This is a genomic window from Fictibacillus sp. b24 (genome assembly GCF_030348825.1).
Classification (GTDB): Bacteria; Bacillota; Bacilli; order Bacillales; family Fictibacillaceae; genus Fictibacillus.
Genome location: NZ_JAUCES010000005.1, coordinates 2,025,076 through 2,049,814 on the forward strand (window position 1 = coordinate 2,025,076; position 24,739 = coordinate 2,049,814).

General features: G+C 39.3%; 24 protein-coding genes. 13 read left to right on the forward strand and 11 right to left on the reverse strand.

Features of this window, described 5'->3' with window-relative positions:
- Positions 1–65: 65 nt before the first annotated feature.
- From QUF49_RS10425 to yneA, 7 genes are all read right to left on the reverse strand, one after another.
- Complete coding sequence (locus QUF49_RS10425) at positions 66–284, reverse strand: YneF family protein (RefSeq protein ID WP_066241071.1); 219 nt, start codon at positions 282–284, stop codon at positions 66–68.
- Positions 285–362: 78 nt separating this feature from the next.
- Positions 363–803, reverse strand: a complete 441-nt coding sequence (gene sirA / locus QUF49_RS10430; protein ID WP_289495591.1) for a sporulation inhibitor of replication protein SirA — start codon at positions 801–803, stop codon at positions 363–365.
- Positions 804–953: 150 nt separating this feature from the next.
- A complete protein-coding gene (gene tkt, locus QUF49_RS10435; RefSeq protein WP_425590463.1) occupies positions 954–2,957 on the reverse strand; it encodes a transketolase in 2,004 nt (667 codons plus the stop codon).
- Positions 2,958–3,129: 172 nt separating this feature from the next.
- Positions 3,130–3,414, reverse strand: coding sequence for a HesB/YadR/YfhF family protein (locus QUF49_RS10440; protein WP_289495593.1), 285 nt, complete (start codon positions 3,412–3,414; stop codon positions 3,130–3,132).
- Positions 3,415–3,519: 105 nt separating this feature from the next.
- Positions 3,520–3,759: a DUF896 domain-containing protein gene (locus QUF49_RS10445; RefSeq protein WP_066241060.1), complete on the reverse strand. Its 240-nt coding sequence runs from the start codon at positions 3,757–3,759 to the stop codon at positions 3,520–3,522.
- Positions 3,760–3,820: 61 nt separating this feature from the next.
- Positions 3,821–4,465, reverse strand: coding sequence for a YneB family resolvase-like protein (locus tag QUF49_RS10450; protein WP_289495594.1), 645 nt, complete (start codon positions 4,463–4,465; stop codon positions 3,821–3,823).
- Between the two features lie 20 nt (positions 4,466–4,485).
- On the reverse strand, positions 4,486–4,752 hold the full coding sequence (yneA, locus tag QUF49_RS10455; RefSeq protein WP_066241054.1) for a cell division suppressor protein YneA: 267 nt from the start codon (positions 4,750–4,752) through the stop codon (positions 4,486–4,488).
- 159 nt (positions 4,753–4,911) lie between these two features.
- Between yneA and lexA the strand changes: the two genes are divergently transcribed.
- The 3 genes from lexA to QUF49_RS10470 all read left to right on the forward strand — a co-directional run bounded on the left by lexA (position 4,912) and on the right by QUF49_RS10470 (position 8,038).
- On the forward strand, positions 4,912–5,526 hold the full coding sequence (lexA, locus tag QUF49_RS10460; protein ID WP_289495595.1) for a transcriptional repressor LexA: 615 nt from the start codon (positions 4,912–4,914) through the stop codon (positions 5,524–5,526).
- 135 nt (positions 5,527–5,661) lie between these two features.
- A complete protein-coding gene (locus QUF49_RS10465) occupies positions 5,662–5,910 on the forward strand; it encodes a YuzF family protein (RefSeq protein WP_289495596.1) in 249 nt (82 codons plus the stop codon).
- A 574-nt stretch (positions 5,911–6,484) separates the two neighbouring features.
- Positions 6,485–8,038: a vanadium-dependent haloperoxidase gene (locus tag QUF49_RS10470; protein WP_289495597.1), complete on the forward strand. Its 1,554-nt coding sequence runs from the start codon at positions 6,485–6,487 to the stop codon at positions 8,036–8,038.
- 522 nt (positions 8,039–8,560) lie between these two features.
- Here QUF49_RS10470 and QUF49_RS10475 read toward each other — a convergent pair.
- Positions 8,561–9,040, reverse strand: coding sequence for a hypothetical protein (locus tag QUF49_RS10475; protein ID WP_289495598.1), 480 nt, complete (start codon positions 9,038–9,040; stop codon positions 8,561–8,563).
- A gap of 230 nt (positions 9,041–9,270) precedes the next feature.
- Between QUF49_RS10475 and QUF49_RS10480 the strand changes: the two genes are divergently transcribed.
- From QUF49_RS10480 to QUF49_RS10525, 10 genes are all read left to right on the forward strand, one after another.
- Positions 9,271–9,600, forward strand: coding sequence for a hypothetical protein (locus QUF49_RS10480; protein WP_289495599.1), 330 nt, complete (start codon positions 9,271–9,273; stop codon positions 9,598–9,600).
- A gap of 11 nt (positions 9,601–9,611) precedes the next feature.
- Positions 9,612–10,235, forward strand: coding sequence for a sugar transferase (locus QUF49_RS10485; protein WP_289497627.1), 624 nt, complete (start codon positions 9,612–9,614; stop codon positions 10,233–10,235).
- Positions 10,236–10,290: 55 nt separating this feature from the next.
- Positions 10,291–10,926, forward strand: a complete 636-nt coding sequence (locus QUF49_RS10490; protein WP_289495600.1) for a YveK family protein — start codon at positions 10,291–10,293, stop codon at positions 10,924–10,926.
- A 26-nt stretch (positions 10,927–10,952) separates the two neighbouring features.
- On the forward strand, positions 10,953–12,404 hold the full coding sequence (locus QUF49_RS10495) for an oligosaccharide flippase family protein (RefSeq protein WP_289495601.1): 1,452 nt from the start codon (positions 10,953–10,955) through the stop codon (positions 12,402–12,404).
- Between the two features lie 106 nt (positions 12,405–12,510).
- Positions 12,511–13,710, forward strand: coding sequence for a hypothetical protein (locus tag QUF49_RS10500; RefSeq protein WP_289495602.1), 1,200 nt, complete (start codon positions 12,511–12,513; stop codon positions 13,708–13,710).
- Positions 13,707–14,834, forward strand: coding sequence for a glycosyltransferase family 4 protein (locus QUF49_RS10505; RefSeq protein WP_289495603.1), 1,128 nt, complete (start codon positions 13,707–13,709; stop codon positions 14,832–14,834). Before QUF49_RS10500 ends, QUF49_RS10505 begins: the two co-directional genes overlap by 4 nt.
- A 73-nt stretch (positions 14,835–14,907) precedes the next feature.
- The gene (locus QUF49_RS10510) at positions 14,908–15,564 is read left to right on the forward strand and encodes an acetyltransferase (protein ID WP_289495604.1); all 657 of its coding nucleotides are present in this window, start codon (positions 14,908–14,910) and stop codon (positions 15,562–15,564) included.
- Positions 15,565–15,594: 30 nt separating this feature from the next.
- Positions 15,595–16,509 carry a glycosyltransferase gene (locus tag QUF49_RS10515; protein WP_289495605.1) on the forward strand — a complete coding sequence of 305 codons (915 nt, stop codon included), beginning with the start codon at positions 15,595–15,597 and terminating at the stop codon, positions 16,507–16,509.
- Positions 16,510–16,542: 33 nt separating this feature from the next.
- Positions 16,543–17,700 (forward strand): DegT/DnrJ/EryC1/StrS family aminotransferase, encoded by a 1,158-nt coding sequence (locus QUF49_RS10520; RefSeq protein WP_425590497.1) that lies wholly within the window; start codon positions 16,543–16,545, stop codon positions 17,698–17,700.
- Between the two features lie 27 nt (positions 17,701–17,727).
- A complete protein-coding gene (locus QUF49_RS10525; RefSeq protein WP_289495607.1) occupies positions 17,728–18,744 on the forward strand; it encodes a hypothetical protein in 1,017 nt (338 codons plus the stop codon).
- 340 nt (positions 18,745–19,084) lie between these two features.
- Here QUF49_RS10525 and QUF49_RS10530 read toward each other — a convergent pair whose 3' ends face one another.
- The 3 genes from QUF49_RS10530 to glnA all read right to left on the reverse strand — a co-directional run bounded on the left by QUF49_RS10530 (position 19,085) and on the right by glnA (position 24,706).
- A complete protein-coding gene (locus QUF49_RS10530) occupies positions 19,085–20,941 on the reverse strand; it encodes a polysaccharide biosynthesis protein (RefSeq protein ID WP_289495608.1) in 1,857 nt (618 codons plus the stop codon).
- A 1-nt stretch (position 20,942) separates the two neighbouring features.
- The gene (locus QUF49_RS20805; RefSeq protein ID WP_353958303.1) at positions 20,943–23,192 is read right to left on the reverse strand and encodes a nucleotide sugar dehydrogenase; all 2,250 of its coding nucleotides are present in this window, start codon (positions 23,190–23,192) and stop codon (positions 20,943–20,945) included.
- Between the two features lie 179 nt (positions 23,193–23,371).
- Entirely contained in the window at positions 23,372–24,706 is a 1,335-nt protein-coding gene (gene glnA, locus QUF49_RS10545; RefSeq protein ID WP_289495609.1) for a type I glutamate--ammonia ligase, read from the reverse strand.
- Positions 24,707–24,739 lie beyond the last annotated feature (33 nt).

Here is a 24,739-nt window from a genome sequence, read left to right on the forward strand (position 1 = left end):
GCTATCAATAGCTATAGTAGAACGAAAACAAGCACCCGATTCATATCAGGGTGCTTGTACAACACTTACTTCATTTGCTTGTTCATAGCCTGCATCATTTGGTTAATTTTCTTTTGAGAAGGCTTTTGACCCATCTGCATCATCATCACACGCAACATATTTTCATTAATCGGTGGATTTTTTTGTAAATAACTCATCATATACTTGCGGGCAATAAAAAATCCGATCGCAACACCTGCAATCAGTGAAAGTGCACACACAAGGATTATCATACCAGTACCCATTGTTAAAACTTCCTCCTTCATGTTGTCTAGAACTAGTTTACTACAAGTTTACCATCACATACAAGATTTGATAGAGATTTAAGTGGCATATACCATATTCAATTTAAACGGAGAGAGCCATCCGTATTTTCTTTCTCCATAATCCATAGCTAAAAAATAGGATTCGTAATGACGCAAAGCCTCAAAAATGATGGTTTCCGCTTCGAAATTTCCGATGCTGTATAGATGTATGTATTGATCAGACAGTTCCAGATGTACAGTACTATCTTTGCATGACAAAGAGTAGGTTTCTCCTTCTACTCTCCAATCGTGCGTACCGCTCAAGCTTTCCCAAAAATGCTTCTCTATTTGAGACACTGCTAATATTGTTGTAATGTAACTCACCTGTTTTTGCAAAATCGTTTTAGAGATTCCTGTTGATCGCTGTTCTTCAAAAAATAATTGAAACAGTTTATTTTCTTTACCATAGTAGGAATGAGCAACTTCTTTTGTTATTAAATAAATAAAAAATTCTCTCATGAATAAGCTCCTTTCCGACTGCTTTCTAGAAAGTATATACAAAAGTTTAAGAAAAGCTTGTCTAAAAAGGAGAGTAAAAAGCAACTATTTTTGTCGAAACAGAAAGAAAAGAAGGTTTCCACATAGAAAACCTTCTTTCAAAATAAGCAATTATTGATTTAACATATTTTTTACGCGTTTTACAACATTTTCAGGAGTAAAACCGAATTCTTTTTGAATCACTTCTCCAGGAGCTGATGCACCAAACGTATCAATCGTTAATGTTTCTCCGTCTAGACCAACATATTTATGCCAGCCAAGTGAAGCTCCCATTTCAATCGCCAAACGCTTCGTAACATGCTTTGGAAGAACAGATTCTTTATATTGATTATCTTGCTTGTCAAAGCTTTCCCAAGAAGGCATGGATACGACAGAAGCCGAAATTCCTTCTTTTTTCAGAAGTTCTTGTGCCGCAACTGCAATACTCACTTCTGATCCTGCAGAAAGTAAAAGCACATCTGCTTCTGAATCAGCTGGTGAAACCACATAAGCACCACGCTTAACGCCTTCATAAGCCTTTTCTTTCGTATTAGCCAAAATCGGAAGATCATGACGGCTAAGCACTAAAGCAGTAGGCTTATCCTTGCTTTCTAATGCCACTTTCCAAGCTGCATTTGACTCATATCCATCTGCTGGACGAATTAAGTTAAGGTTAGGCATAGCTCTAAGTGATGCAAGCTGTTCAACTGGTTCGTGTGTTGGCCCATCCTCACCAACCATTACGCTGTCATGTGTTAAAACGTAAGTAACCGGAAGTCCCATTAGAGCAGATAAACGAATAGCAGGTCTTACATAATCAGAGAACACGAAGAATGTTCCGCCGAATACATTCAAACCTCCATGAAGTGCCATACCGTTTAGTGCAGCCCCCATAGCAAATTCACGAACACCGAACCAGATGTTGCGTCCGCTGTAGTCATTGCGGCTGAAATTAGCTTCTCCTTCAATTAGCGTTTTATTGGAGCCCGCTAAGTCAGCGGATCCACCGAAAAGTGATGGTACACTTTTAGCTAGAACGTTAATCGCTTTACCCGAGGATGAACGAGTTGCGATTGCTTTATCGAACTCAGGAAGATCTTTATCCCAGTTTTCTGGCAAGTTGCCTTTGATTGATTGCTCTAGCTCTTCAGCTAATTCTGGATATGCTTCTTTATAAGCTTTAAATTGCTTATTCCATTCTTCTTCTTTTGATTGTCCTTCACTTTTTAACTGCTCAAAGTGAGATTTAACTTCTTCAGGAACGTGGAAATCTTGTTCGAACGTCCATTTGTAAGCTTCTTTCGTTAATAAAATCTCGTCTTTACCAAGTGGTGCACCGTGAGAAGCTGATTTACCTGACTTATTCGGTGAACCATGACCGATAATGGTTTTCACTTCGATCAGTGTTGGTTTGTTTAATTCTTCACGAGCTTCTGCTAATGCTTTTTCAATCTCTTCTAAATTTGTTCCATCTTCCACATAAAGAACCTGCCATCCGTATGCTTCAAATCTTTGTTTAACACTTTCAGAGAATGAATGATGAAGATCGCCATCTAACGAGATATCGTTTGAATCGTAGAGTACAATCATTCTGCCTAATGCAAGATGACCTGCTAAAGAAGCAGCTTCAGCTGAAACACCCTCCATTAGATCACCGTCACCACAAATGGAGTAAGTATAGTGATCGATAACTTCATGTCCATCACGGTTATATTTTGCTGCTAAGTGACGCTCTGCCATAGCCATACCAACAGCCATTGCAATTCCTTGACCAAGTGGGCCTGTAGTTGCTTCAACTCCAACAGTGTGACCGAATTCTGGATGCCCTGGAGTCTTGCTTCCCCATTGTCTAAAATTCTTAAGGTCATCAATTGTTAATCCATATCCACTTAAGTGAAGAAGACTGTACAATAGCATAGAACCGTGTCCTGCTGATAAAACAAAACGATCACGGTTGAACCATTCAGGATTTGCTGGATTGTGATTCATAAATTTTGCCCAAAGGCTATAGGCCATTGGAGCAGCACCCATAGGCATACCTGGATGTCCTGAGTTAGCCTTTTCAATACTATCAATAGATAGTGTTCTTATCGTATTAATTGCTAATTCATCAATATTACGTGACAAAAAAATCATCCCTTCATATGTACTAAACAGTTTTGACTTTCATAATAAACGTTCATGTCCATTTAGACAAGATAAACACTTTATAAGCTATTGTTATTTTACCATTCCCCTATGAAAACATACAAAAACCGCCTGATACTTTCCAACATTCTTGTTGTTGTAGTACAGACGGTTTCAAGTTTTATGCGATTCCTGGGATATGACAAGAAAAGTAATCCGTTTGCTCATCGTAATCAAGTTCCATATTTTCAACAAACCATTTTTCTTCAGATCGAACAAAAAAACGAAGGCCATCAACTTCTTGGATATAATCGTTTTCTTCAGGAACTGCAGGTGTCACACCGAGTGAAAAACCTCCTGAGTCTCCACTTCCTGCATATTTCACAAAGAGTCTCAAACCCTCTTTAGCATCTAATTTAATATCCTTATAAAGATTAGCAGCTGCACTTGTAATTGAAAAAGTCAAAATATTCTCCCCTTTCAAAGTTGTTATATAACAGTATATACTAATATGTATAGATTGCAACAGAAAAAAATGCCTATTTACAGTTAAGTAAATAGGCATTCTATATTATTGTTTAAGGTTCTTTTTATTATCTTTACTTCTTTTTAATTTTTCAGGTGTTACATCATCACCGTTAGGGTCTACAAAAGTCATACCGTGCAGATCTTGAACGAAAGACTTGCGGAAGACTTGTAAATACTCTTCTCTTAACTTTTTTTGTTCTGCTTTTTCTGCTGATGTCAATTCCGTTTGTTTTGACTTTCTAGACAGTTCATTTATTCTTTGCATTTTATCTTTTGATAACATGATTTAAAAACTCCTTTTGCAGCATTCTTCATTCTATCCTACAGCAGTATGAAAGGAATTTCTAGTTATCTGTATTTTCCATGTGTTCTTTGTATCTTCTATGTACGGTGGCTTTTGATACATTGAAACCTAATCCTTTTAGCGTTAATGCTATGTCATGAAAAGTCAGTTTCATGTTCTTTAAGCGAACAATTTCAGAAATTGGCACTTCTTTTTTGTCTCGCCCGCCACTTGTGTTGTTACTTAAATTCCTCTGCGGTTTATAACCATCTTTAACCGCTTTTCTCATGCCGCGCCTTATTTTCATATTGTGAAGCTTACGTTGATACTCTTCCACAGTGGAGACGATCTCCAGCACCATTTCATCTGCTTCAGTCAACGTGTATTCTCCGTTATTGGACAGTGTATAAACTTTAATATTGTATTTCATTAACTGATGGAGAATAGCCATCTTTGCCTTTCCTCTTCCTAGCCGAGTATCATCTTGAATGAGGAGGCAGTTAATTTCACCGTCTCTTGCCAAATCAAGCACGTTTAATAATTCTTCGCGATCAAGCGAATATCCGCTTGCCCTCTCACTAAAACATGCTATTACTTCAAAACCAAATTGTTTTGCTAACTTTTTTAATTCAGCTTCCTGTCTTTCAATAGATGTGAGTTGTTCTTCTTTTTCAGTACTTACTCTACAGTATATAATAGCTTTCATTTGCCCAAAACCCGCTTTGTCTATTTATTTACTGGTATGATTACTTTCTGCCCTGGAAATACAGCTGACGCATTTACGCTGTTCTTCTTTTCGACCCATTGTATAAACTCCCAGTTGGAATAATGGTGTTTGGCGTTATATTCTTCGGAAAGACTCCAAAGTGAATCTCCCTCTTGTATGGTTACTTCAATATATTGAGCTTCTTGTGATGCAAGATTTGATAACGTAAAAAATATACCACCTAACAACCCTAAAAATACAATAACATGCATTGTCCCTTGTTTCATTGTGATATCCCCTTCCGACAAACGTTTGTTCGCATCTTATGATATTATAATAACTGGAACGTTTGTTCGGTGTCAACTAATTTTTCGAACTTATGTTTGTATCTCTTTATTCCCCATGCTATACTTTTTATAGATAAAAAATTCGGTGAGGTGCTTAAAATGACTAAGTTATCCAGACGACAATTGGATATCCTGGCTTTCATAAAAGAGGAAGTTTCACAAAAAGGATATCCCCCTTCCGTTCGAGAAATTGGGGAAGCGGTAGGTCTTGCTTCAAGCTCTACAGTTCACGGACATTTAGCTAGACTTGAAAAAAAAGGGCTTATTCGCAGAGATCCAACAAAACCTAGAGCGATTGAAGTATTAGGCCTTGAAGACAATATTCCTTCCGTTCGTTCAGTCTCTATCCCTGTAATCGGTAAAGTAACAGCGGGGCTTCCAATAAGTGCGATCGAGAACGTAGAAGAATATTTTCCATTGCCTGAACATGTTGTAGGTGACGAGAATGTGTTTATGCTGTCTGTAGTCGGAGACAGTATGATTGAAGCAGGTATTTTTAATAAGGACTTAGTTGTTGTAAAACAACAGCCTACTGCCAATAACGGAGATATCATCGTAGCTATGACTGATGAAGACGAAGCAACGGTAAAACGGTTCTTTAAAGAAAGTAATCACATTCGTCTGCAGCCAGAGAATTCCTCGATGGAGCCGATTATACTGCAAAGCTGTACGATACTAGGTAAAGTAATCGGAGTATATAGAAGTATTCACTAATTAAAATTAAACATAAAGAGAAGCAGCTTCATGTTAAGCTGCTTCTCTTTTTTTATGGCATCATCGTTAGTTCCTCTCACCACTCGCCATCTGTATGAATAAGGTGTACGGATACCCATATAGGAGGAATGAATCATGTACTATAATCCTTATGAACAATCAAGAAACCAAAATGGTAACACTCAATATATGACATTAGTAGATCCCTTCGTTGTGAATCGCCTGCGATCCGTAGTAGGTAAAGATCTAGTTGTAGAAACAACTAAAGATACGATAAGAGGTGTACTAGTCGAAGTACAACCCGATCACATTGCTTTAAGTGCTGGTAACGACTCCACTTTTTTTGTTCGTATCCAGCAAATCGTTTCGATTATGCCAATTTAATGGAACATTTTCATACTTATAATGCATAAACAATAATCCCCTGACAACAAATATGTCAGGGGTTATTTCATTAATCACTTTTCAATTGAAAATCAATAGGATCAAAAATATCTAAGATTATTGACTTGATAAAAATTATTCCATTGTTGAAAATTGGATTAAAATACAAATCTAAACAAATAAGATCACCTTTAAAGTGAAGCGTATATAGAAGTATTCATTAAGTTTGAATATTTGCGATTAGACAAGCTGTAAATACAAATGAACGGCTTGTTTTTTTATAAAAAAAATCAATTTAAGTATATTTTCATTTTCCTTCATTCTCTTCCGATTTCCTTCACGAAATATGAATAGGCTTTTTCTTCCGCCTGCTTAAGGTACACGGTCTAACAAGAGTAATTTGGGTAAATCGCATTGGTGAACAACCTATTCTCATATAAAAAAAATGAATATAATGAAACAATTGATGTAAGAGATTAGGGGGCTAAAGAATAGATTAAAAAAAGATATTAACATCGAAGAAAGTAGGATTTATTCCTAGTATCAAAATAAAATAAAATAAATAGGTGATTAGATGACAAAAAACGACAGGTCTGATAATAAAAAAAACTGTTTAATCGGTCCTTTAAATACAACGGAGCGCAATAAGAAAGCATTTCAAGTTCGTCTTGAGGCAGCGGCTTCCCAAATGAAACTTCCTCTCACTAAACATCCATGTAATGGTGACGAACAATTGTATCCAACTAAAATTGGCAGCTTTTCTAAGGGGTTGCCACATAATTCCCTTGGTGAGGTCGACCTCCAGGCATATAGCCAACTTATCAAGGCCTTAAAGACAGGTAAGAAACGCCATTTTGAATCCATTCCTCTCGGCGGTGACGTCAAGCTTGCAAATCCTCAAGCCGCTTACGCATTTGATCTTGCGGGAACTGATTGCCACAACTTAGGTATCGCTGTACCTCCTTCCTTTAACAGTGCTTGGGAGGCTGGTGAAATGGCTGAACTATATTGGCAAGCGCTGACCCGCGATGTGCCTTTTCTTGAGTACGGCACCAATCCACTCACCTTGGAAGCTGCTTCAGATTTATCCTCATTTTCTGATTTTCGCGGACCGAAAGCAAACAGCAAAGTCACAACTGGTACACTATTCCGCGGAGACACACCTGGTGAATTAACAGGTCCATATATCTCCCAATTTCTATTGAAAGACATCCCCTATGGTGCTACAACAATCGTTCAACGATATCGTACAACTGTGACAGGATCTGATCATATGACCTCATATGAAAAATGGTTGGATATCCAGAACGGCTCAACTCCAGCGGCACCTTTATTCGACCCTAAACCCCGCTATATCCGCAATGGAAGGGACTTAGGTGAATATGTTCATCAGGACTTTTCCTTCCAGGGTCCGCTTTCCGCTTGTTTAGTTCTGTTGAGTTACGGCATAGGAGCATTAGATGAATCCAACCCCTACCATAAATCTGTAACCCAAGGTGGTTTTATTACCTTCGGGGCCCCACATATTCTTGATTTAGTTACAAAAGTGGGGCGGGCCGCACTTGAGGCAGCCTGGTTCCAAAAAGTCCTTGTCCACCGTAGATTACGTCCCGAGGAGTTCGGAGGACGCGTCCACAACCATATGATAGGTACACAATGCTACCCGATAAACTCAGAACTTCTCAATTCCAAGGTAATTTGTAAGGTATTTAAAAAGTTCCGCAGCTACCTGCTTCCTATGGCCTATCCTGAAGGCTGCCCAATCCATTCGGCTTATCCAGCTGGCCACGCAGCCATCGCTGGGGCTGGAGCCACTATTCTCAAGGCATTCTTTAGAGAATCGTTTGAGATTCCAAAACCAGTCGCCGCCAGTTCGGATGGCCTCTCATTGCTTCCTTATTCAGGAGAACCTTTGACAATAGGCGGAGAATTGAATAAACTTGCCGCCAATATCTCCCTCGGCCGTGATACAGCCGGCGTTCATTGGCGTTCTGATGGGATTGAGGGGATGAAACTTGGTGAAGCCGTCGCAATAAGTATTCTTAAGGACTACAGGGAGACCTATAATGAGAAATTTTGTGGTTTCTCATTCACTAAGTTTGACGGAACTCCGATCACAATCAAATAGGTTAAATAGTTGCCAATTGGAATAAACGATGAATCTGTCGCTGATATGAAGAGATATGTTAAGCATTTTTTAGGACATATCAGCATTCAAATTACAACAGAAGAGTATATAAATATAATATTTTTTGGTCACATTTTGGCAGAGACAAATTGATACTAATATTACGATATGGACCAAAACAGAAAAACCCCTGACACTAATGGTATCAGGGGTTTACACGTTTTAATACATTCTCACATACTGTTCGCGTTCCTAAGGGTGAACTTGTGTACGGAACATATCCCGTCTTTTTTATCCTTTTAAAAAAGCTGATATTATTGCCATTTCAATTTAAAGATCTATTTTATTAATTTGGCCCGATTTTGGTCTGAATTTGTTCCAATAAAAATAGAGGTAATTTAGATTAATAATAGATGTGAAATGTAAAAAATTATTCCTATTATTCTTCCACAAACGCACCAGATGGCCAATGGGCGCTTCAGTCCTTTGTCTTATTGCTTTTAAGGCTAAGTTGTCTTGGGTTTATTCCCCTTTACCATCAGCTTTAGTTTCAGCTTTAGTTTCAGCTTCCTTGGACTGATTCTTCATCCCGATCCTTTCCTGCAGTTCAGTAAGATCAATACGCAACGAGTGGATTTGATCAGTATGTTTGAGGTTCTTCTCTTGCAATTCCTGAATATACTTTTGCAATCCCTTTTGTATCTCCTGATGACTGACAAGGACATCTGTCAAAGACAATTGTTTGTTATCAGATCTCTTTATCCATGTATCTTCAACCAAAATGCCTTGCTCATGAAAGTACTGATACGATTCCGTCAAGTTTTCCCACTCAGAATCGGTTAATTGTAAAGGATATGTCACCCGATCTGCAAGAGAACCAGGTGTTATGTTATTAATGTCCAGACTTTCCGAAAGTCTTTGATTCTCACTAGCTCCTTTCCAAATGACCAGACATAAGATGACTGCTAATACAATGACGCTTATCCACCGAATGATGTTCATGCAATCCCTCCTCGCTATGATATATGAACAAAGAACTTGTTGCGTGTAACTATTCATTCACACTTTATCTATCGGGTCATATACAAAAGGTGTAGGTGGTGACATATGCTCAATTTGCTAAAAGGAGCATATGGAAGTCGCGTTCCGGAGTAGTTTAGGTGTCTGTTTTCTAATCTGGGGTCATATTTGTTCATCTGCGAAATGAACCCATATAGGATGGAGGTTATTCGATGAAAGCATCGGTATTTGCATCTCATCTAGATGATGAAGTTTTAGGAGTAGGCGGTGCCAATATCAACCACTTAGAAGCAAAAGATATCTACGTGTTCGTAGTCATTGAAGGCTCTTCCACAGAATGGGAAACGCAGGCACAGAACCGGTTTATTCCAAACGTCAATCTCGAAATCACGAATCAACTGAAAAAAAAGCAGAAGGCGATCTCCCATTATCAATTCGATTTACGTCCCTACACCGCTGCCTCCTGGGGGAATCTTATCGGTGTGGAAGTTGCTGAACCTTTTATGCCTATAAGAGATGTAAACAGGAAATCATCGAAATGAACAACCAGCAGCTGAAACGTTTAATGGATGTTATAGGATCTTTTATACTTCTCGTGATTCTCGGACCTTTGCTTCTACTGGCATCGATTGGTGTTCGTTTAAAGCTTGGTCCCCCTGTTCTATATACACAGTGGCGTCCGGGACTTTATGAAAAGCCATTCCTCCTTTATAAACTCAGGACCATGAAATCGATCACAGGAGTTGACGGAGAACTTCTCCCAGACAAGGAACGGCTCACTCCTTATGGAAAATGGCTTCGGAAGTTCAGCATTGATGAAATCCCTCAGTTGTATAACGTTTTGAAGGGCGACATGAGTCTTGTAGGTCCTAGACCATTATTGTTGGAATATCTTCCTTTGTACACAACGAACCAGCGTAAAAGGCATAATGTTAAACCAGGATTGACGGGATGGGCCCAAGTGAACGGACGAAACCAAAACTCTTGGGATCAAACCTTTGCTTTAGACCTGTGGTATGTCCATAACCAATCTCTTTGGCTCGATATAAAGATTCTTATAAAAACCATCCCGATAGCATTAAAGTCAAAAGGAATCAACCATCCCGGCCATGTCACGCGAGATCAGTTTAAGGGGCATAAAAAGTGTAAGGATCCCAAAAAACACCCCTTCGAATGAAGAATTTACAGCGTGATTTAGTTAAGTTACTTATTTTCAGAAAGGGAGAGAATCTATGAATAAAGGTTCATTAAGTTTATGGGGTTTCTTAGCCGTTATTTGGGAAAGAGGTTGGATCATCGTTCTATTTACTTTAATTTCTGTTTTAGTCAGTGCTTTAGTTTCTTATTATGCCCTCACACCTATCTATGAAGCTAAAGTGGACGTTCTGATCAGTGGAACTGAGAAAAACTCGGAAGAAGAGAACATTGGATTAAATACCACCATTGACGAATCGATAAAGCTAGTACCTACCTATCAGGATATCGTCCTTAGCCCTCTCATTCTGAAATACGCCCAATCCGAACTGAATACTGCCAATAATAAAAACATCATTATCAAAAAAGAAGATGTGAAGATAGTCACAAAAAACGATTCTCAAGTATTCAGTATTATTGTTTATCACGAAGACCCACAAATAGGTAAGCAAATTGCAGATGCCCTAGCTAAGGCATTCAATCACAATATCGATTCGCTCATGAATCTGAGCCAATCCAACGTGAAATTGTTGAGCGATGCGACTGTATCCCAAGATCCTGTGAAACCTAATCCGATCTTAATTATGGGAATTACTTTTATCACTTCTCTCATCGTTTCTGTATGGATCACGCTCCTTATACACAACGTCAAACGTATTAGAACTTCTGTTTAGCGATTGGACATTGAAGGAGAACGCTTATGTATCTCATTAAAGACAGTTACGTACTCTTTTTGACTTCAGCTCTTTCAGCGTTAATCGCTTTCTTATCTGGGATCTGGCTACGTAACATTCTCGGTCCTGAAGAATATGGAATGTGGCTAGTTTTCTCGCTGGTCTTGACCTATGGATATGTTATGCATTTAGGTATTCTAGACAGCTTCAACCGTGACATACCACTCCTTACGGGCCAAAAAAAACATGAACAAGTAGCCCATATACGGAACGTCGTCTTTTCCTGGATGGCTTTGTCTGGCGTGTTATCTATAGTGGCCGTGGTTATAGTTTTATTTATGTACATGCCACTGGCAACAAAAATATTTGCGGTGATTGCGCTCCTGTTAATCCCTATTCAAAATATGACCCTTTACCACAATGCAATTTTTTTAACTATGCAGGAATTCAAAGGCGTCGCTATGATTCAGTTCATCATTGGTTGTGTCCAATATATTCTAATGACCGTTTTCTCAGTGTACTTAGGATTGCTTGGATTGTTTATAGGAGTCGTATTAGGAAATATTCTGGCCATTACGTATGCGCGATTCCGACTCAAATTCAGGTTAACATTTACACTAGACAAAAAATTGTTAATAAAAATGATGAGTATCGGTTTCCCGATTACCATGGTTACAATTTTTCTCAGTGTGTTTACAACACTCGATCGATTAATAATATTATATTTCTTTGATTCGACTGCCGTTGGTTTTTACGGAATTACAGCGTTTGTCTATCAAGGAATAATGGTGCTTCCTAAAGTCCTTCATCAGGTTGCCTATCCTAAGATTAGCTACACCTACGGAAAGGTTAAAAGCAAAAAGGCATTAAAGAAATTAATTTTGAATCCTACTGTCTACTTATCTTACTATAGTCCTTTCACTCTTGGTGTCATCTATTTAGGACTTCCTTCTTTTATTAATAACTACATGCCTCAGTATGATGAAGGTACCCGTTCGGCCCAGATCGTTACAATGGGGTTGTTTTTCTTATTATGGGCTGCTCTTTTTTCACATTACTTGAATGTCGTTAATAAACAATGGCTACAGTTAAAATTATTGATTATCGTAGTAATCGTAAACATCCTTCTAAATATAGGCTTTGTGCTTCAGGGGTTATACATTGAAGGGATCGCCTTAGCTACCTCCATCTCGTATATGGTTTACCCGCTTCTGTTGATGTGGCTATGTTTCAGAGACATGAGTCTATCTACTAAAATTTTTTTTAAACAGGCGGGGACTATTATACTTCCCTTCCTCTTCATGGTCGTAACTCTATTCTTCCTTTCTCACATTGAGGGACACGTTTTACTCTTGATTTCATGTTATGTCTTGCTTTACAGCTTTTTCTTGTTCGTAGCTTCGAGATTCCTACCATTTTTATTCAATCTGCCAACTGCTACCTTTCAATCGATAATGGCTAAATTGAACGGAAAGTAAGGTGATGCCTGTGTACACCACACTCCCCAAAATACAAGTCTTTTCTTGGATGATTGGAATTCTATTTCTTTCTTCTACCATCGGATTACTTGTCTCTTTTAACAATATGTCTATGAACATCTACTTCCTTATCGTACTACTAACTCTCACGCTTTCGACATTCATTTCGATTCTATTCAAGCACCCCCCAATCGTTATCCAAATTTTTGTTTTGGCCCTATCCGTCAGAATCATTATTTTTCTATACTTGAAGCTGCACTCTTATCAACTTGGGTTGGATGGTTTCTTTCCAGGTGATGTGGATGCATACGCCTATCATCGGGAAGCACTCGAGGCAATCCGATCGGCTTCATGGATACAGGCGCTAGAAGGCAACCTGCCTTATGCACATTTCGTTGCTTTCCTTTATAAAACTCTCGGTGTTGATATGATCATCCCTCAATTATTTAATCTAGGTGCCTCCGTTCTAGTTGTACCTTTATTGTTTGAACTAGGTCGACGAATCAACGGAGTAAAAGCAGGTGTGATCGCATCTCTACTATGGTCCGTATTCCCAAGCGCCATTTATTGGTCTGTGTCATTACTCAAAGACTCTTTTTTGAATTTGGGCATGGTCCTTGCTGCCTTTCTCATCCTAGGAATAAGTCAACGAAAATTTAATAGGATTGATATCTTTCTAGGCTTCTGCGGCATCATTTTAGTTAGTTACATGAGGCCCCAATTTTTGTTGGCGATAGCGCTTCCTATGCTTACTATCATCGGTTATCAATTTTTAAAGGGAAAAACTTCATTCTTAAGAAATATGATTCTGATTCTATGTTGTATAGGTTTCTTCGGAGCGGCTGCAAGTGGGGAAGTTATTCGCGACCGGCTTGAAGATTCAACGACTACAGAAGGGGTAGAACATACGAATGATATTGCACTTAAAGGTGGATCAGCCATTCATTTTCTCACCACAGTGCCAGCAGAAGTAAAATGGATCGCACAGCTTCCCTTTTCTATTCTAGCTCCCTTTCCATGGCAATGGTTCAACTTTGGACAGATGATTTACTTTTTAACCGCCTTTGAGATGATCGGCTGGTATTTTATATATGTCTATATGTGGAAAAACAAATCATGGTTCCTAGGCAATAAAACAGGCCTCTTTCTGCTTATTTACGCCTTCTCTGTTTTCATCGCCGTTTCTTTCAGCCTGCCTAACCTTGGCTCTATTTACCGTTACCGTTTAGCTGCCTTGACCCTGCTTCTTCCCCTAGTCTACGCAAAATCTGCTGGTCGAAAGTCAAGAAAGGATGAGAATAAGTGAGAAAAAAAATCCTATTTACATCAACCATAGGACTGACAATTCAATCTTTTCTCATCCCTCATTTGAAGTTCTTTCTAGAACGCGGTTTTGATGTTGGTGTTGCAACAAATGCCACCTCAGATGACATGAAGGATCTTGAAGAGCTTGGGGTGACGGTACACTTTATTCCATTCAGTCGAAAGCCTTGGCATTTTGACAATATTCGAGCCTTCCTCCAATTAAGAAAATGCATGAAACACTATGATATCCTTCATGCACATACTCCCATCTCAAGCTTTTTATCCAGAATGGCTTCAACAAGGAGACAAACTACAATTTATATGTCTCACGGTTTTCATTTCAATGAAAACGGAAATTGGTTGACCAATTTCATCTACAGATGTGCAGAAAAGATAGCTGGTTTTAAAACATCGCTGATTATCGTAACGAATACTGAAGACCTGGTAGCGGCAAATGAACTTGTTCCAAGACACTTGATCCGATACGTTCCCGGTGTAGGTGTAGATCTATCCCATTATTCAAAAGGTCAACTGACAACGGATCAAAAGCAGCAGTTCAGGCAATCGCTCGGTATTGGAGAAGACCGTACGATTCTAGTCCACATTGCAGAGTTCAATGCAAATAAGCGACAGATAGATTCAGTACTTTCCATACTTGAACTGCGAAAGACTCATCCAGACGTACTTCTTCTCCTTATCGGAACTGGGGAGCTTATGCAAGACATTCAGGATGTCATTCATAAAGAAAAATTGACCGAACATGTAAAGTGTCTTGGCTTCAGAAAGGATATTCCCCTCCTGCTCGAGATAAGTGATATAGGGATATTACTATCTTTGAGAGAGGGTCTTCCTCGGTCGGTAATGGAAATGATGTGCATGGAATTACCCGTAGTGGCAACTGATATCCGAGGTAACCGGGATTTGCTGCTAGATGGGATAACTGGGTATCTCGTTCCTATAAAATCTCCTTTGGTTGTGGCTGAGAGATGCCGCGATTTACTCGAGAATGACAATATTAATGAATTTGGTGAACAAGGATTAAAACGAATACAAAATCATTTCTCCCTAGAACATGTAATGGATGAGTTAGACAAGATTTATAAAGAGCTGAAAATATACGAATGAAAAACGCGGCTTCATATTCTTATCCCACACGCATATGATTGTTTAGATAAAGCCGATTAAAAGCAGGTGAAATATGAAACAGCGTATTCTAATTTTTGGAGGAGGATCACAGGCTAAGGTCATCATCGACATGATTGAACAATGCGGTCATTACGATATTGCAGGCGTAGTGGATGAGCGATTAAAGGTCACAAAAAGGATCAGAGGCTATCAGATTTTATCTAATAAATTGGATCGAACATTATTGAAAAAAATCCCATTCGGCTTTGTGGCCATAGGGGACAACTGGATTCGCAAACAATTTGTTGAAAGAATTTCTAGGGAAGTACCCGAGTTCCAATTCCCTCCCCTGATTCACCCTTCTTCTGATATCAGTCCAAGCACAAAGATCGGCAGCGGAACGGTTGTGATGGCCGGAACGACCATCACAAACGATACGATAATCGGTAACCATTGTATTGTTAATACGGGAGCAAACGTAGACCATGACTGTATATTAGAAGACTTTGTGAGCATAGGGCCAGGTTGTACGCTTGGTGGATCAGTAGTGGTGTCCTTTTGCAGTGCAGTCGCCCTAGGTGCAAACGTAATCCATGAACGAACGATCGGCCCCCATTCAATCATTGGTGCAGGTGCAACAGTTTTGAAAGATATTCCGTCCCACTGTACTGCCTATGGTACTCCAGCAAGAGTAGTGAGGAAAAGGAGAATTGGCGACCCTTACATGTAGATAAACTCAACGAATGGAGAGGCTTTGTTTATGAAAAATATTTTAGTCGAACCTACAGGGAAATCCTATTCCCCTGGTATATGGGCAATGATTAAATACTTTGATCAAAGACCAGAGCTTGGCATCAAATTTCACGATGCCTCACAATTTAAACATTATCTACTTAATGATTTTGATGGTGTTTGGAAAAGCATGGGAACCCACTTCAGTAAAGTAAACGGTCTTCCCCTTATCCATGAGTATCCATCTTTATCAACAGGGGCATTTCCCCACAGCAAGAACTGGATAAAAAAGACATTCAATGTAAAACCGGACTTGCGCGTGTTTCTTAACAGCCAAGTTAAAGAAGGATTTGGTTTCCAAGATAACATCAAGTACTGCTACCGGGATATGGGTGTGGACGATATTTTTTTTCACCGTTCCAGTGGAAATAAAGAGTACGATTTTGTTTATATCGGCTCAATCACGAAAGCTCGAAAGATCCCCACTCTTTTAAGGTATTTCAAAAATGAAAATAAGAAACGATCGATTTTGTTAATCGGAGATGTACCTGATGAGATCCACCAAGAATTCTCAGGTATCTCTAATATTCACTTTTCCGGAAGAGTTCCTTATGAAGATGTTCCAAAGTATGCAACCAAAGCCAGTTTCGGGATAAATTATATTCCCGATCAATACCCCTTTAACCTCCAAACATCCACGAAATTGCTTGAGTACCTTGCGATGGGATTGGATGTAATTACAACGGATTATAAGTGGGTACGAACCTTCATGGAGAAAAATGAAATACAATTGATTACCGTTGATGAGAGGTTATCCAATCTTGAACAACAGCTCACATCTTACCAATCCCCAGTCACCTCCTCCTTGAACATGGAGCGATACCTGTGGGATGGAATCATCAAACAGTCTGGGATTGAAGAACAATTAATTAAAATTTTATGAGTGCATTTATTATTAATGGAAGAGAAGTGAATGATGATGAATCATCAGACAAAACGTATTTACTTGTCTCCTCCTCACATCGGAAACTTAGAGATGAAGTATGTACGAGAAGCATTTCAGAATAACTGGATTGCACCTGTGGGGCCTCATATCACTTTATTCGAGCAAGAATTAGCGGCCTATACGGGTTCTAAAGGAGCGGTTGCGATAAGTTCAGGAACATCAGGGATTCATCTGGCTCTCCGAGCAATTGGTGTGCAAGCCGGCGATTCTGTGTTCTGCTCTTCCTTTACATTTGTCGCAAGCGCCAATCCCATTTTGTATCAAGGAGCCACCCCCGTCTTTATCGATTCGGACCCTGCAACGTGGAATATGAGTCCAAAAGCCTTAGAAAGAGCACTGATTGAAGCCGATCAAGAAGGCAAGCTACCTAAAGCTGTCATCGTAGTCCATCTTTACGGTCAAAATGCCGACATGGAAAGAATCGGAGACCTGTGCACTCAATACAATGTGCCAATCATCGAAGATGCTGCGGAATCACTGGGTACAACGTATAAAGGCCACGCTAGCGGAACTTACGGGCATTTTGGTATTTATTCGTTTAATGGAAATAAAATCATCACCACTTCAAATGGGGGAATGATTGTCTCTGATGATCTTGAAGCGTTAGAAAAAATCCGCAAGTGGTCTACCCAGGCGAAAGAAAAAGCAAATCACTATCAACATACCGAAGTCGGCTATAACTACCGGATGAGTAATATCCTTGCCGGCATCGGACGTGGTCAACTAAGAGTCTTAGACCAGCGTGTTAAAGCGAGAAGGAAAATTTTCGAAACTTATCAGAAAGAACTGTCTCATCTTGACGCCATATCATTCATGCCTGTTGCTACATATGGTGAACCGACCCATTGGTTGTCGTGCTTCACCATAAAACCCGAACACACACAAGCCACACCTGATCAATTCATCAACGAATTTGAAAATCATAATATCGAGACGCGTCGGTTATGGAAACCAATGCACCTGCAACCCCTTTATCGACAGTACCTCTATTATTCCCATACAGAAAACAAAAGCGTAAGCGATGAATTATTTAAGCAAGGGATATGTCTGCCCTCCGGATCGAACCTAAGTGCAAAAGATCAGAAAAGAATCATCAAAATGATCAATCAGTTCTTTTCAATACATTGACAACAATAATGAAACAGGGTGATTGGTGTGAGTATTGAAAATAAGATCAAGAAAGAAATTGAAAGTTTCACATGCCAAATGAACAAACGTATCGCAACGATTGGTACGACTGCCCGTACTTCGCAGTCCTTTGCTGTTCTTCCTAGAAGGCAAGCGCTCGGTTTTCAAGCGATCAATTTTCTAATCGAGGACCCTGAAAGTGCGAAGACCTGTATGAAATATCTTGATGGCAAAGTACGTTACCTGTTGATTGATATCGAGTTAAAGAAAAACATTGACTTGATGACGCTTGCAAAAACACATATTCATCAATCGAAGATTCACACTTATAAGCCTAACGATACCACATTAGAAGCTGCCGATATGTTTTTACGGAATTATTTCGAGGATCAGCTAAAAGACAAAAAAATTCTCATTTACGGGGCAGGTAACCTAGGAACAAAACTGGCCTTGCGGTTAGCTGAACGAGGGTCTAAAGTTTATCTTGATTCAAGAAATCAATCAAAAACAATAGAAATCGTGAGAGTATTAAATTATCTACTACCTCGTCAATCCAAGAACTTCATTAAATCGGTTCAGGACCCACACGAACTTTCAAGTAAAATGGATGTCTTTATCGCTTTTACCTCTGCCTCTAATGTGATCCCTGCTTCTTCTCTTCACTTCATGAAGAAAAACGGCCTTGCCATCGATGGCGGGATTGATAATTTCACACCGGAATTTATTCAAAAGGCTGCAGATTACAACCTACAGTGCTACCGACTTGATGTTCGTACAGCCTTTCCGCACACTGTCCTTTACTTGAATGAGCACACTAAGAATTTTTATCAACACATCCAAGGAGAAATCTTTGTTGATCATATCAGAATTGTTGCTGGTGGGATTATCGGGTTCGAAGGGGATATAGTAGTCGATAACATCAGTCAACCTAAACAATTGGTCGGTGTCGCAAATGGCACAGGAGGCTTAAAGCTACTCGATGAATACACCTCTTCAGATCATACAAACGTCCGATATGTACAGGAAAAAATCATCATTGAGTAAGAGGAGGTGACTAAACCTCCACCGTACTTAACCTTCCATATACAGCTGTTTATTTAAGAGTGATGTAAGAATTGTCATTTTAAATGTTAAAACCCTAAACGGTTAGGAATCGTTTAGGGTTTTGTATAGGTTTGGACTCTCGGAGATATTCCCCTATCCTTTTATAGATTTCGCCTATTCGTGGCTTTTACTTTACGACACCCAATCCTCTGAAGCCATTCATTTCAAAGGCGCATACTTGCCTTTGACTAAGAGCTATAATACCTTAGCCTTTAGGAACTTGTACGTTTGATTTATATCTATGTCAGAAAGACCGAGAATAATAGAGGGTTAAATACTTTTATAATTTAAAAGTAGGTACCAATTTGCGAAGAAGTTGTTTCAAATGATCTTCTTTTTCTATCGACTCATTAACATAAAGATTCTCATACAATTCCACTAAAGTCTCCACCATTATGTTCTCATCAACAGGCATAGACTTTGAAATAAAGATAAGCGAATGTTTGGACGACACACTCTCTTCTTCATGTGTCATCAACTCTTCATAAAGCTTCTCTCCTGGCCGCATTCCTGAAAATACGATATCAATGTCTTTCTCCGGTACGAGACCTGAAAGTGTAATCAAGTTTTTGGCCAGGTCATAAATTTTCACAGGTTCCCCCATATCTAGAACAAACACATCTCCGTCCTTTGCTAGTGCCCCGGACTGAAGCACCAGCTGAACCGCCTCTGGAATCGTCATAAAATAACGGGTCATCTCAGGATGTGTGACGGTAACAGGACCACCTTCCAAAATCTGCTTCTTAAACAACGGAATGACACTCCCACGGCTGCCGAGTACATTTCCGAACCTTACAATTACAAATTCCGTTTTGCTGGTTTTGTTTAGGTTCTGAACGACCATTTCTGCAACTCTCTTCGTTGTACCCATAACACTTGTAGGGTTGACCGCTTTATCCGTCGAAATCATTACAAATCGTTCTACACCACTCTGATCAGCACATTCCGACATATTCTTAGTTCCAAAAATATTGTTCTTTATAGCTTCTGTCGGGTTTGCTTCCATTAAAGGGACATGCTTGTGGGCAGCTGCATGAAATACAACTTGAGGTTGATACTTAGAGAATACATTTTTCAAGCGAAGAAAGTCTTGAACATCTGCGATGACTGCGTGAACGGTCAATCGAGGGAAACTTTGTTGGATTTCTTTTTCGATGGCGTAAATGCTGTTTTCACCGTGTCCTAATAATATTAGAGTACTTGGATCAAATGTCGCGACTTGTCGACAGATCTCTGAGCCGATCGATCCTCCTGCTCCTGATACAAGGACAACCTTACCTTTCACGTATTCCAAAATCCCCATGAAATTTAACTGAATCGGATTTCTCCCTAGCAGCTCTTCAACTTTGACCTCTCTCAAAGATTGCGCATTGATTTTGCCATCAATAATATCCCGGATTAAAGGGAGAATTCTTACTTCCAGTTTATGTTCTTTACAAAGGCGTACAATTCGGAAAATTTGTTTTTTCGGTGCAGAAGGGATTGCTATGATAACTACTTCAATCTTATACTTGTGGATAATCCAATCCAAGTCATCCACTTTTCCTAATACCGGAATGCTTTGAATCTTTAATTTTTGTTTCGAATCATCATCATCCAGAAACAAGACAGGTAGCAATGATTGCTCAGATTCTTTTTTCAGTTCATTCAGCACGATTCCACCGGCCTCACCTGCACCTATGATCAACGTCCGCTTCCCCTTTTTATTCAATGGATAAGACGGAGCCACTTTCACTTTGTAAAGAAATCGTGAGATAATCAATCCGAATATCGCTCCCCCTCCTCCAACCAACAGCTGTTCCAGTGATACCATATAAAATCCTGTTAAGTTCGACACAGCTGTCACCACGACAACAAGCATGACAGAGATCAACAAGGCTTTCGTCATTTCTTTTTCGTCCCGGAGATGCTTAAAAGCTCCCAAATGGTGGTATACGGTTCTAAAGAAAATTGATCCTGTAATAGAAAAAGCATATAAAACGGCTATCCACAGACTCTCCTCCGATGGATACCCAAGTACACTCATCCCAACTATCACAAAAGCTATTATTAAAGAAAAGTAAAGCCCTGCTGAAACGAAGTCTTTCTTATTAAATTTCATTTTTCCACCTTTTTCAAATGAGGTATTCCGATACACATTACCCTCCCCAGTAAGTGATCGAATCAGGGCAGGTTGTGTGGTCCAAAACTCTTTTCAAGTCAAAGACTCCACCTTTTCCATCTTTCAGTAGGTTTTCAATTACTTTCCATGTGAGGATTTTATACGGTTCATGAGGAACTGCGAGTAAGACAACATCACTCCGCTCAAGATCCGCAAAAGAATCCAGTGACATGTTATAATGATCCTCAACATCTTTTTGGTTAGCTAGTGGGTCCGATACCTGAACTTGAATCCCATTCTCTTTCAATACTTCCACGATAGAGAAGACTTTGGAGTTACGAATATCTGAGACTCCCTCTTTAAAAGTTACTCCTAGTACAGTCACTCTTGCCTCTTTCAACGGAATTCCTCTGTCGAGTAGATAAGATCTGATAGAATTTGCGATAAAAATAGGCATCCGTTCGTTCGTGTTCCTTGCCTCTTTCATCAATGATGGGGTGAAATTCAATTCTTCTGCCTTATAAATTAAATAATACGGGTCAACACTTATGCAGTGTCCGCCTACTAATCCAGGCTTGAATGGAGAGAAATTCCACTTTGTTTTTGCTGCTTCAAACACTTCTGATGAATCTATTCCCATTCCTGTGAATAGCATAGAAAGTTCATTAACAAAAGCGATATTGATATCTCTCTGAGTGTTTTCCACAATCTTACTAGCTTCGGCCACTTTTATTGAACCTACTTTGTGAACTCTTTCGATTACTTTTTGATAGACAGAAGCAATTTTCTCAAGGATTTCAGGTTTCTCAGCGGCAACGACTTTCACAACATTCTTCAGAGTGTGTTCATGATCACCTGGATTGACTCTTTCTGGTGAATAGCCGACAAAAAAATCCCGACCTTCTTTCAACCCTGACTTTTCTTCTAGAATAGGGATGCAAATTTCTTCTGTCGCACCTGGATAAACTGTTGATTCATAGATAACGATACACCCATTTGACAGATGATTACCAATGACAGCAGAGGCGGAACGCAACGGATTGAGATCAGGCTTATTGTCAGAATTTACAGGGGTGGGAACCGTAACGAAAATAAATTCACACGAAGAGAGAGAGGAGGGGTCTTCAGTAAATGACATGAAAGAAGTGGCTAGTTTCTCAGAACTAATATCTTTATTTACATCTATTCCTTTCCGTAAATCCTTCACCCGTCTTAAGTTCGTATCATAACCTACTACTTCGTATTGTTCGCTCAATGCCACAGCTAAAGGAAGTCCTACATAACCAAGACCAACGACCCCCATCCTTTGACGAGGAAGACTTTGAAAGTAATCCATATACCATTTCACGAAAGCAGCTACACCTTTCTCGACCGGTGTTTGAGGAGTAAATCCGATTGATTTAATTAATGAACCTGTCTCCGCATAAGTTTTGGGTACATCTCCTGGCTGTAGAGGTAAATACTCTTTCATAGCTTTTTTACCAAGCAGCTTCTCTAGAGCTCCTATGAAATTTTCCAATGAAACAGGACCGTTATTCCCGATATTATGAAGCACGAATGGTGCGTTTTTTTCTCCTGAAGGAGGTCGATCCATTAATCGTCTAATGGATTCTACTACATCGTCAACATAGGTAAAATCTCGTTCCATACGTCCGTAATTAAATACTTGGATCGGCTCATCTTTTAAAATTGATTGAGTGAATTTGAATAAAGCCATATCCGGTCTCCCCCACGGTCCATAAACTGTAAAAAACCTCAAGCCCGTCGTTGGTAATCCATAAAGATGGCTATATGTGAATGCCATCAGTTCATTCGACCGTTTTGTGGCAGCATATAAACTGATAGGCTGGTCTACCCGATCATCAACAGAAAAACTATTCTGCTCATTCAACCCGTAAACAGAACTAGAGGAAGCGTATAGAAAATGTTTAATTTTGTGGCGGCGCGAGGCCTCCAATATATTCATAAACCCGACAATATTGGACTCAATATACACATGAGGATGGTCGATGCTGTAGCGAACTCCAGCTTGTGCAGCTAAATGGATGACGATATCTACTCCGCGTTCGATAAATATATCTTCAACCAACGAACGGTTCTCAATCGAACCATAAACAAAATCGAAATGATCACACTTCGTAAGCTGACTTAACCTCGCCCTCTTTAGGTTTTGATCATAATAGTCATTGATATTATCGATTCCTATAACCTTAAATCCATCTGAAAGTAAACGTTGAGCCACATGAAATCCAATGAAACCTGCACATCCTGTTATTAGAACCTTCATTTGTTTCTCCCTTACATTTTGAATTAACTCCTGTATTGCTTGTATATGCAGAAGTGTACAAGAAGTTAAGGGCTATTAGAAAAATAGGTGAAACCCAAATATTAAGAAGTTCAAAAAGAAAAATTATTCGCCCACAAATAAAAAAACCCCTGACACCATTGGTATCAGGGGTTTTAATTTTAGTACATGCTCATATATTGTTCGCGTTCCCAAGGGTGAACTTGTGTACGGAACATATCCCACTCGATTTCTTTTGCTTCTACGAAGTGCTCAGTAGCATGTGCTCCAAGAGCTTTTGTAAGTACTTCGTTTTTAGCGAATAAAGTTAGAGCTTCTTTAAGTGTTGCAGGAAGATCTTTGATGCCTTCAGCTTCACGCTCTTCTTTATCCATTACATAAATGTTTCTGTCGATTGGTTTTGGTGCATTTAATTTATTCTTAATTCCGTCAAGACCAGCAGCTAGAAGTACAGCCATCGCAAGGTACGGGTTAGCAGTTGGATCAACGCTTCTTACCTCGATACGAGTGCTGATTCCGCGAGAAGCCGGGATACGAATAAGCGGGCTTCTGTTTTGCATAGACCAAGCAACATAACAAGGTGCTTCGTAACCTGGAACTAGACGCTTATAAGAATTTACAGTAGGGTTTGTAATCGCTGTAAAATCTTGAGCGTGCTTTAAGATTCCTGCAAGGAAATGCATAGCTGTTTCACTTAAACCAGTTTCTGATTTCTCATCGTAGAATACGTTTTCTCCATCTTTGAATAGAGACATGTTGGCATGCATTCCAGATCCGTTTACACCAAACAAAGGTTTTGCCATGAAAGTAGCGTGAAGACCATGTTTGCGCGCAATCGTTTTAACAGCGAGTTTAAACGTTTGAATGTTATCACATGTACTTACTGCATCAGCATATTTAAAGTCAATCTCGTGCTGACCAGGAGCTACTTCATGGTGAGAAGCTTCGATTTCAAAGCCCATGTCTTCAAGTTCTAATACGATATCTCTACGGCAGTTTTCACCTAGATCTGTTGGAGCAAGGTCAAAATATCCGCCTTTATCATTAAGTTCTAGAGTAGGTTCACCCTTCTCATCGTTTTTAAATAAGAAGAATTCTGGCTCAGGTCCGATGTTGAAGTCCGAGAATCCTAGCTCTTCCATCTCTTTTAATACTCGTTTTAAAATACCGCGCGGATCTCCATCGAATGGATTTCCATCAGGCATGTAGATATCACAGATCAAACGTGCTACTTTGCCTTTTTCTGATGTCCAAGGGAAAATCATAAATGTGTCTAAATCAGGAAAAAGATTCATATCAGATTCTTCAATACGTACAAATCCTTCGATTGAAGAACCATCAAACATCATTTTATTTTCTAAAGCTTTTTCAAGCTGTCCGATTGGAATTTCAACGTTTTTGATTACACCCAATAAATCAGTAAATTGCAAACGAATAAATCTTACGTTTTCTTCTTTTACCATTCTTAAGATATCTTCTTTAGTATACTTAGACAAATCTTTCTCCTCCTTTTGAATATAAAACGCCTT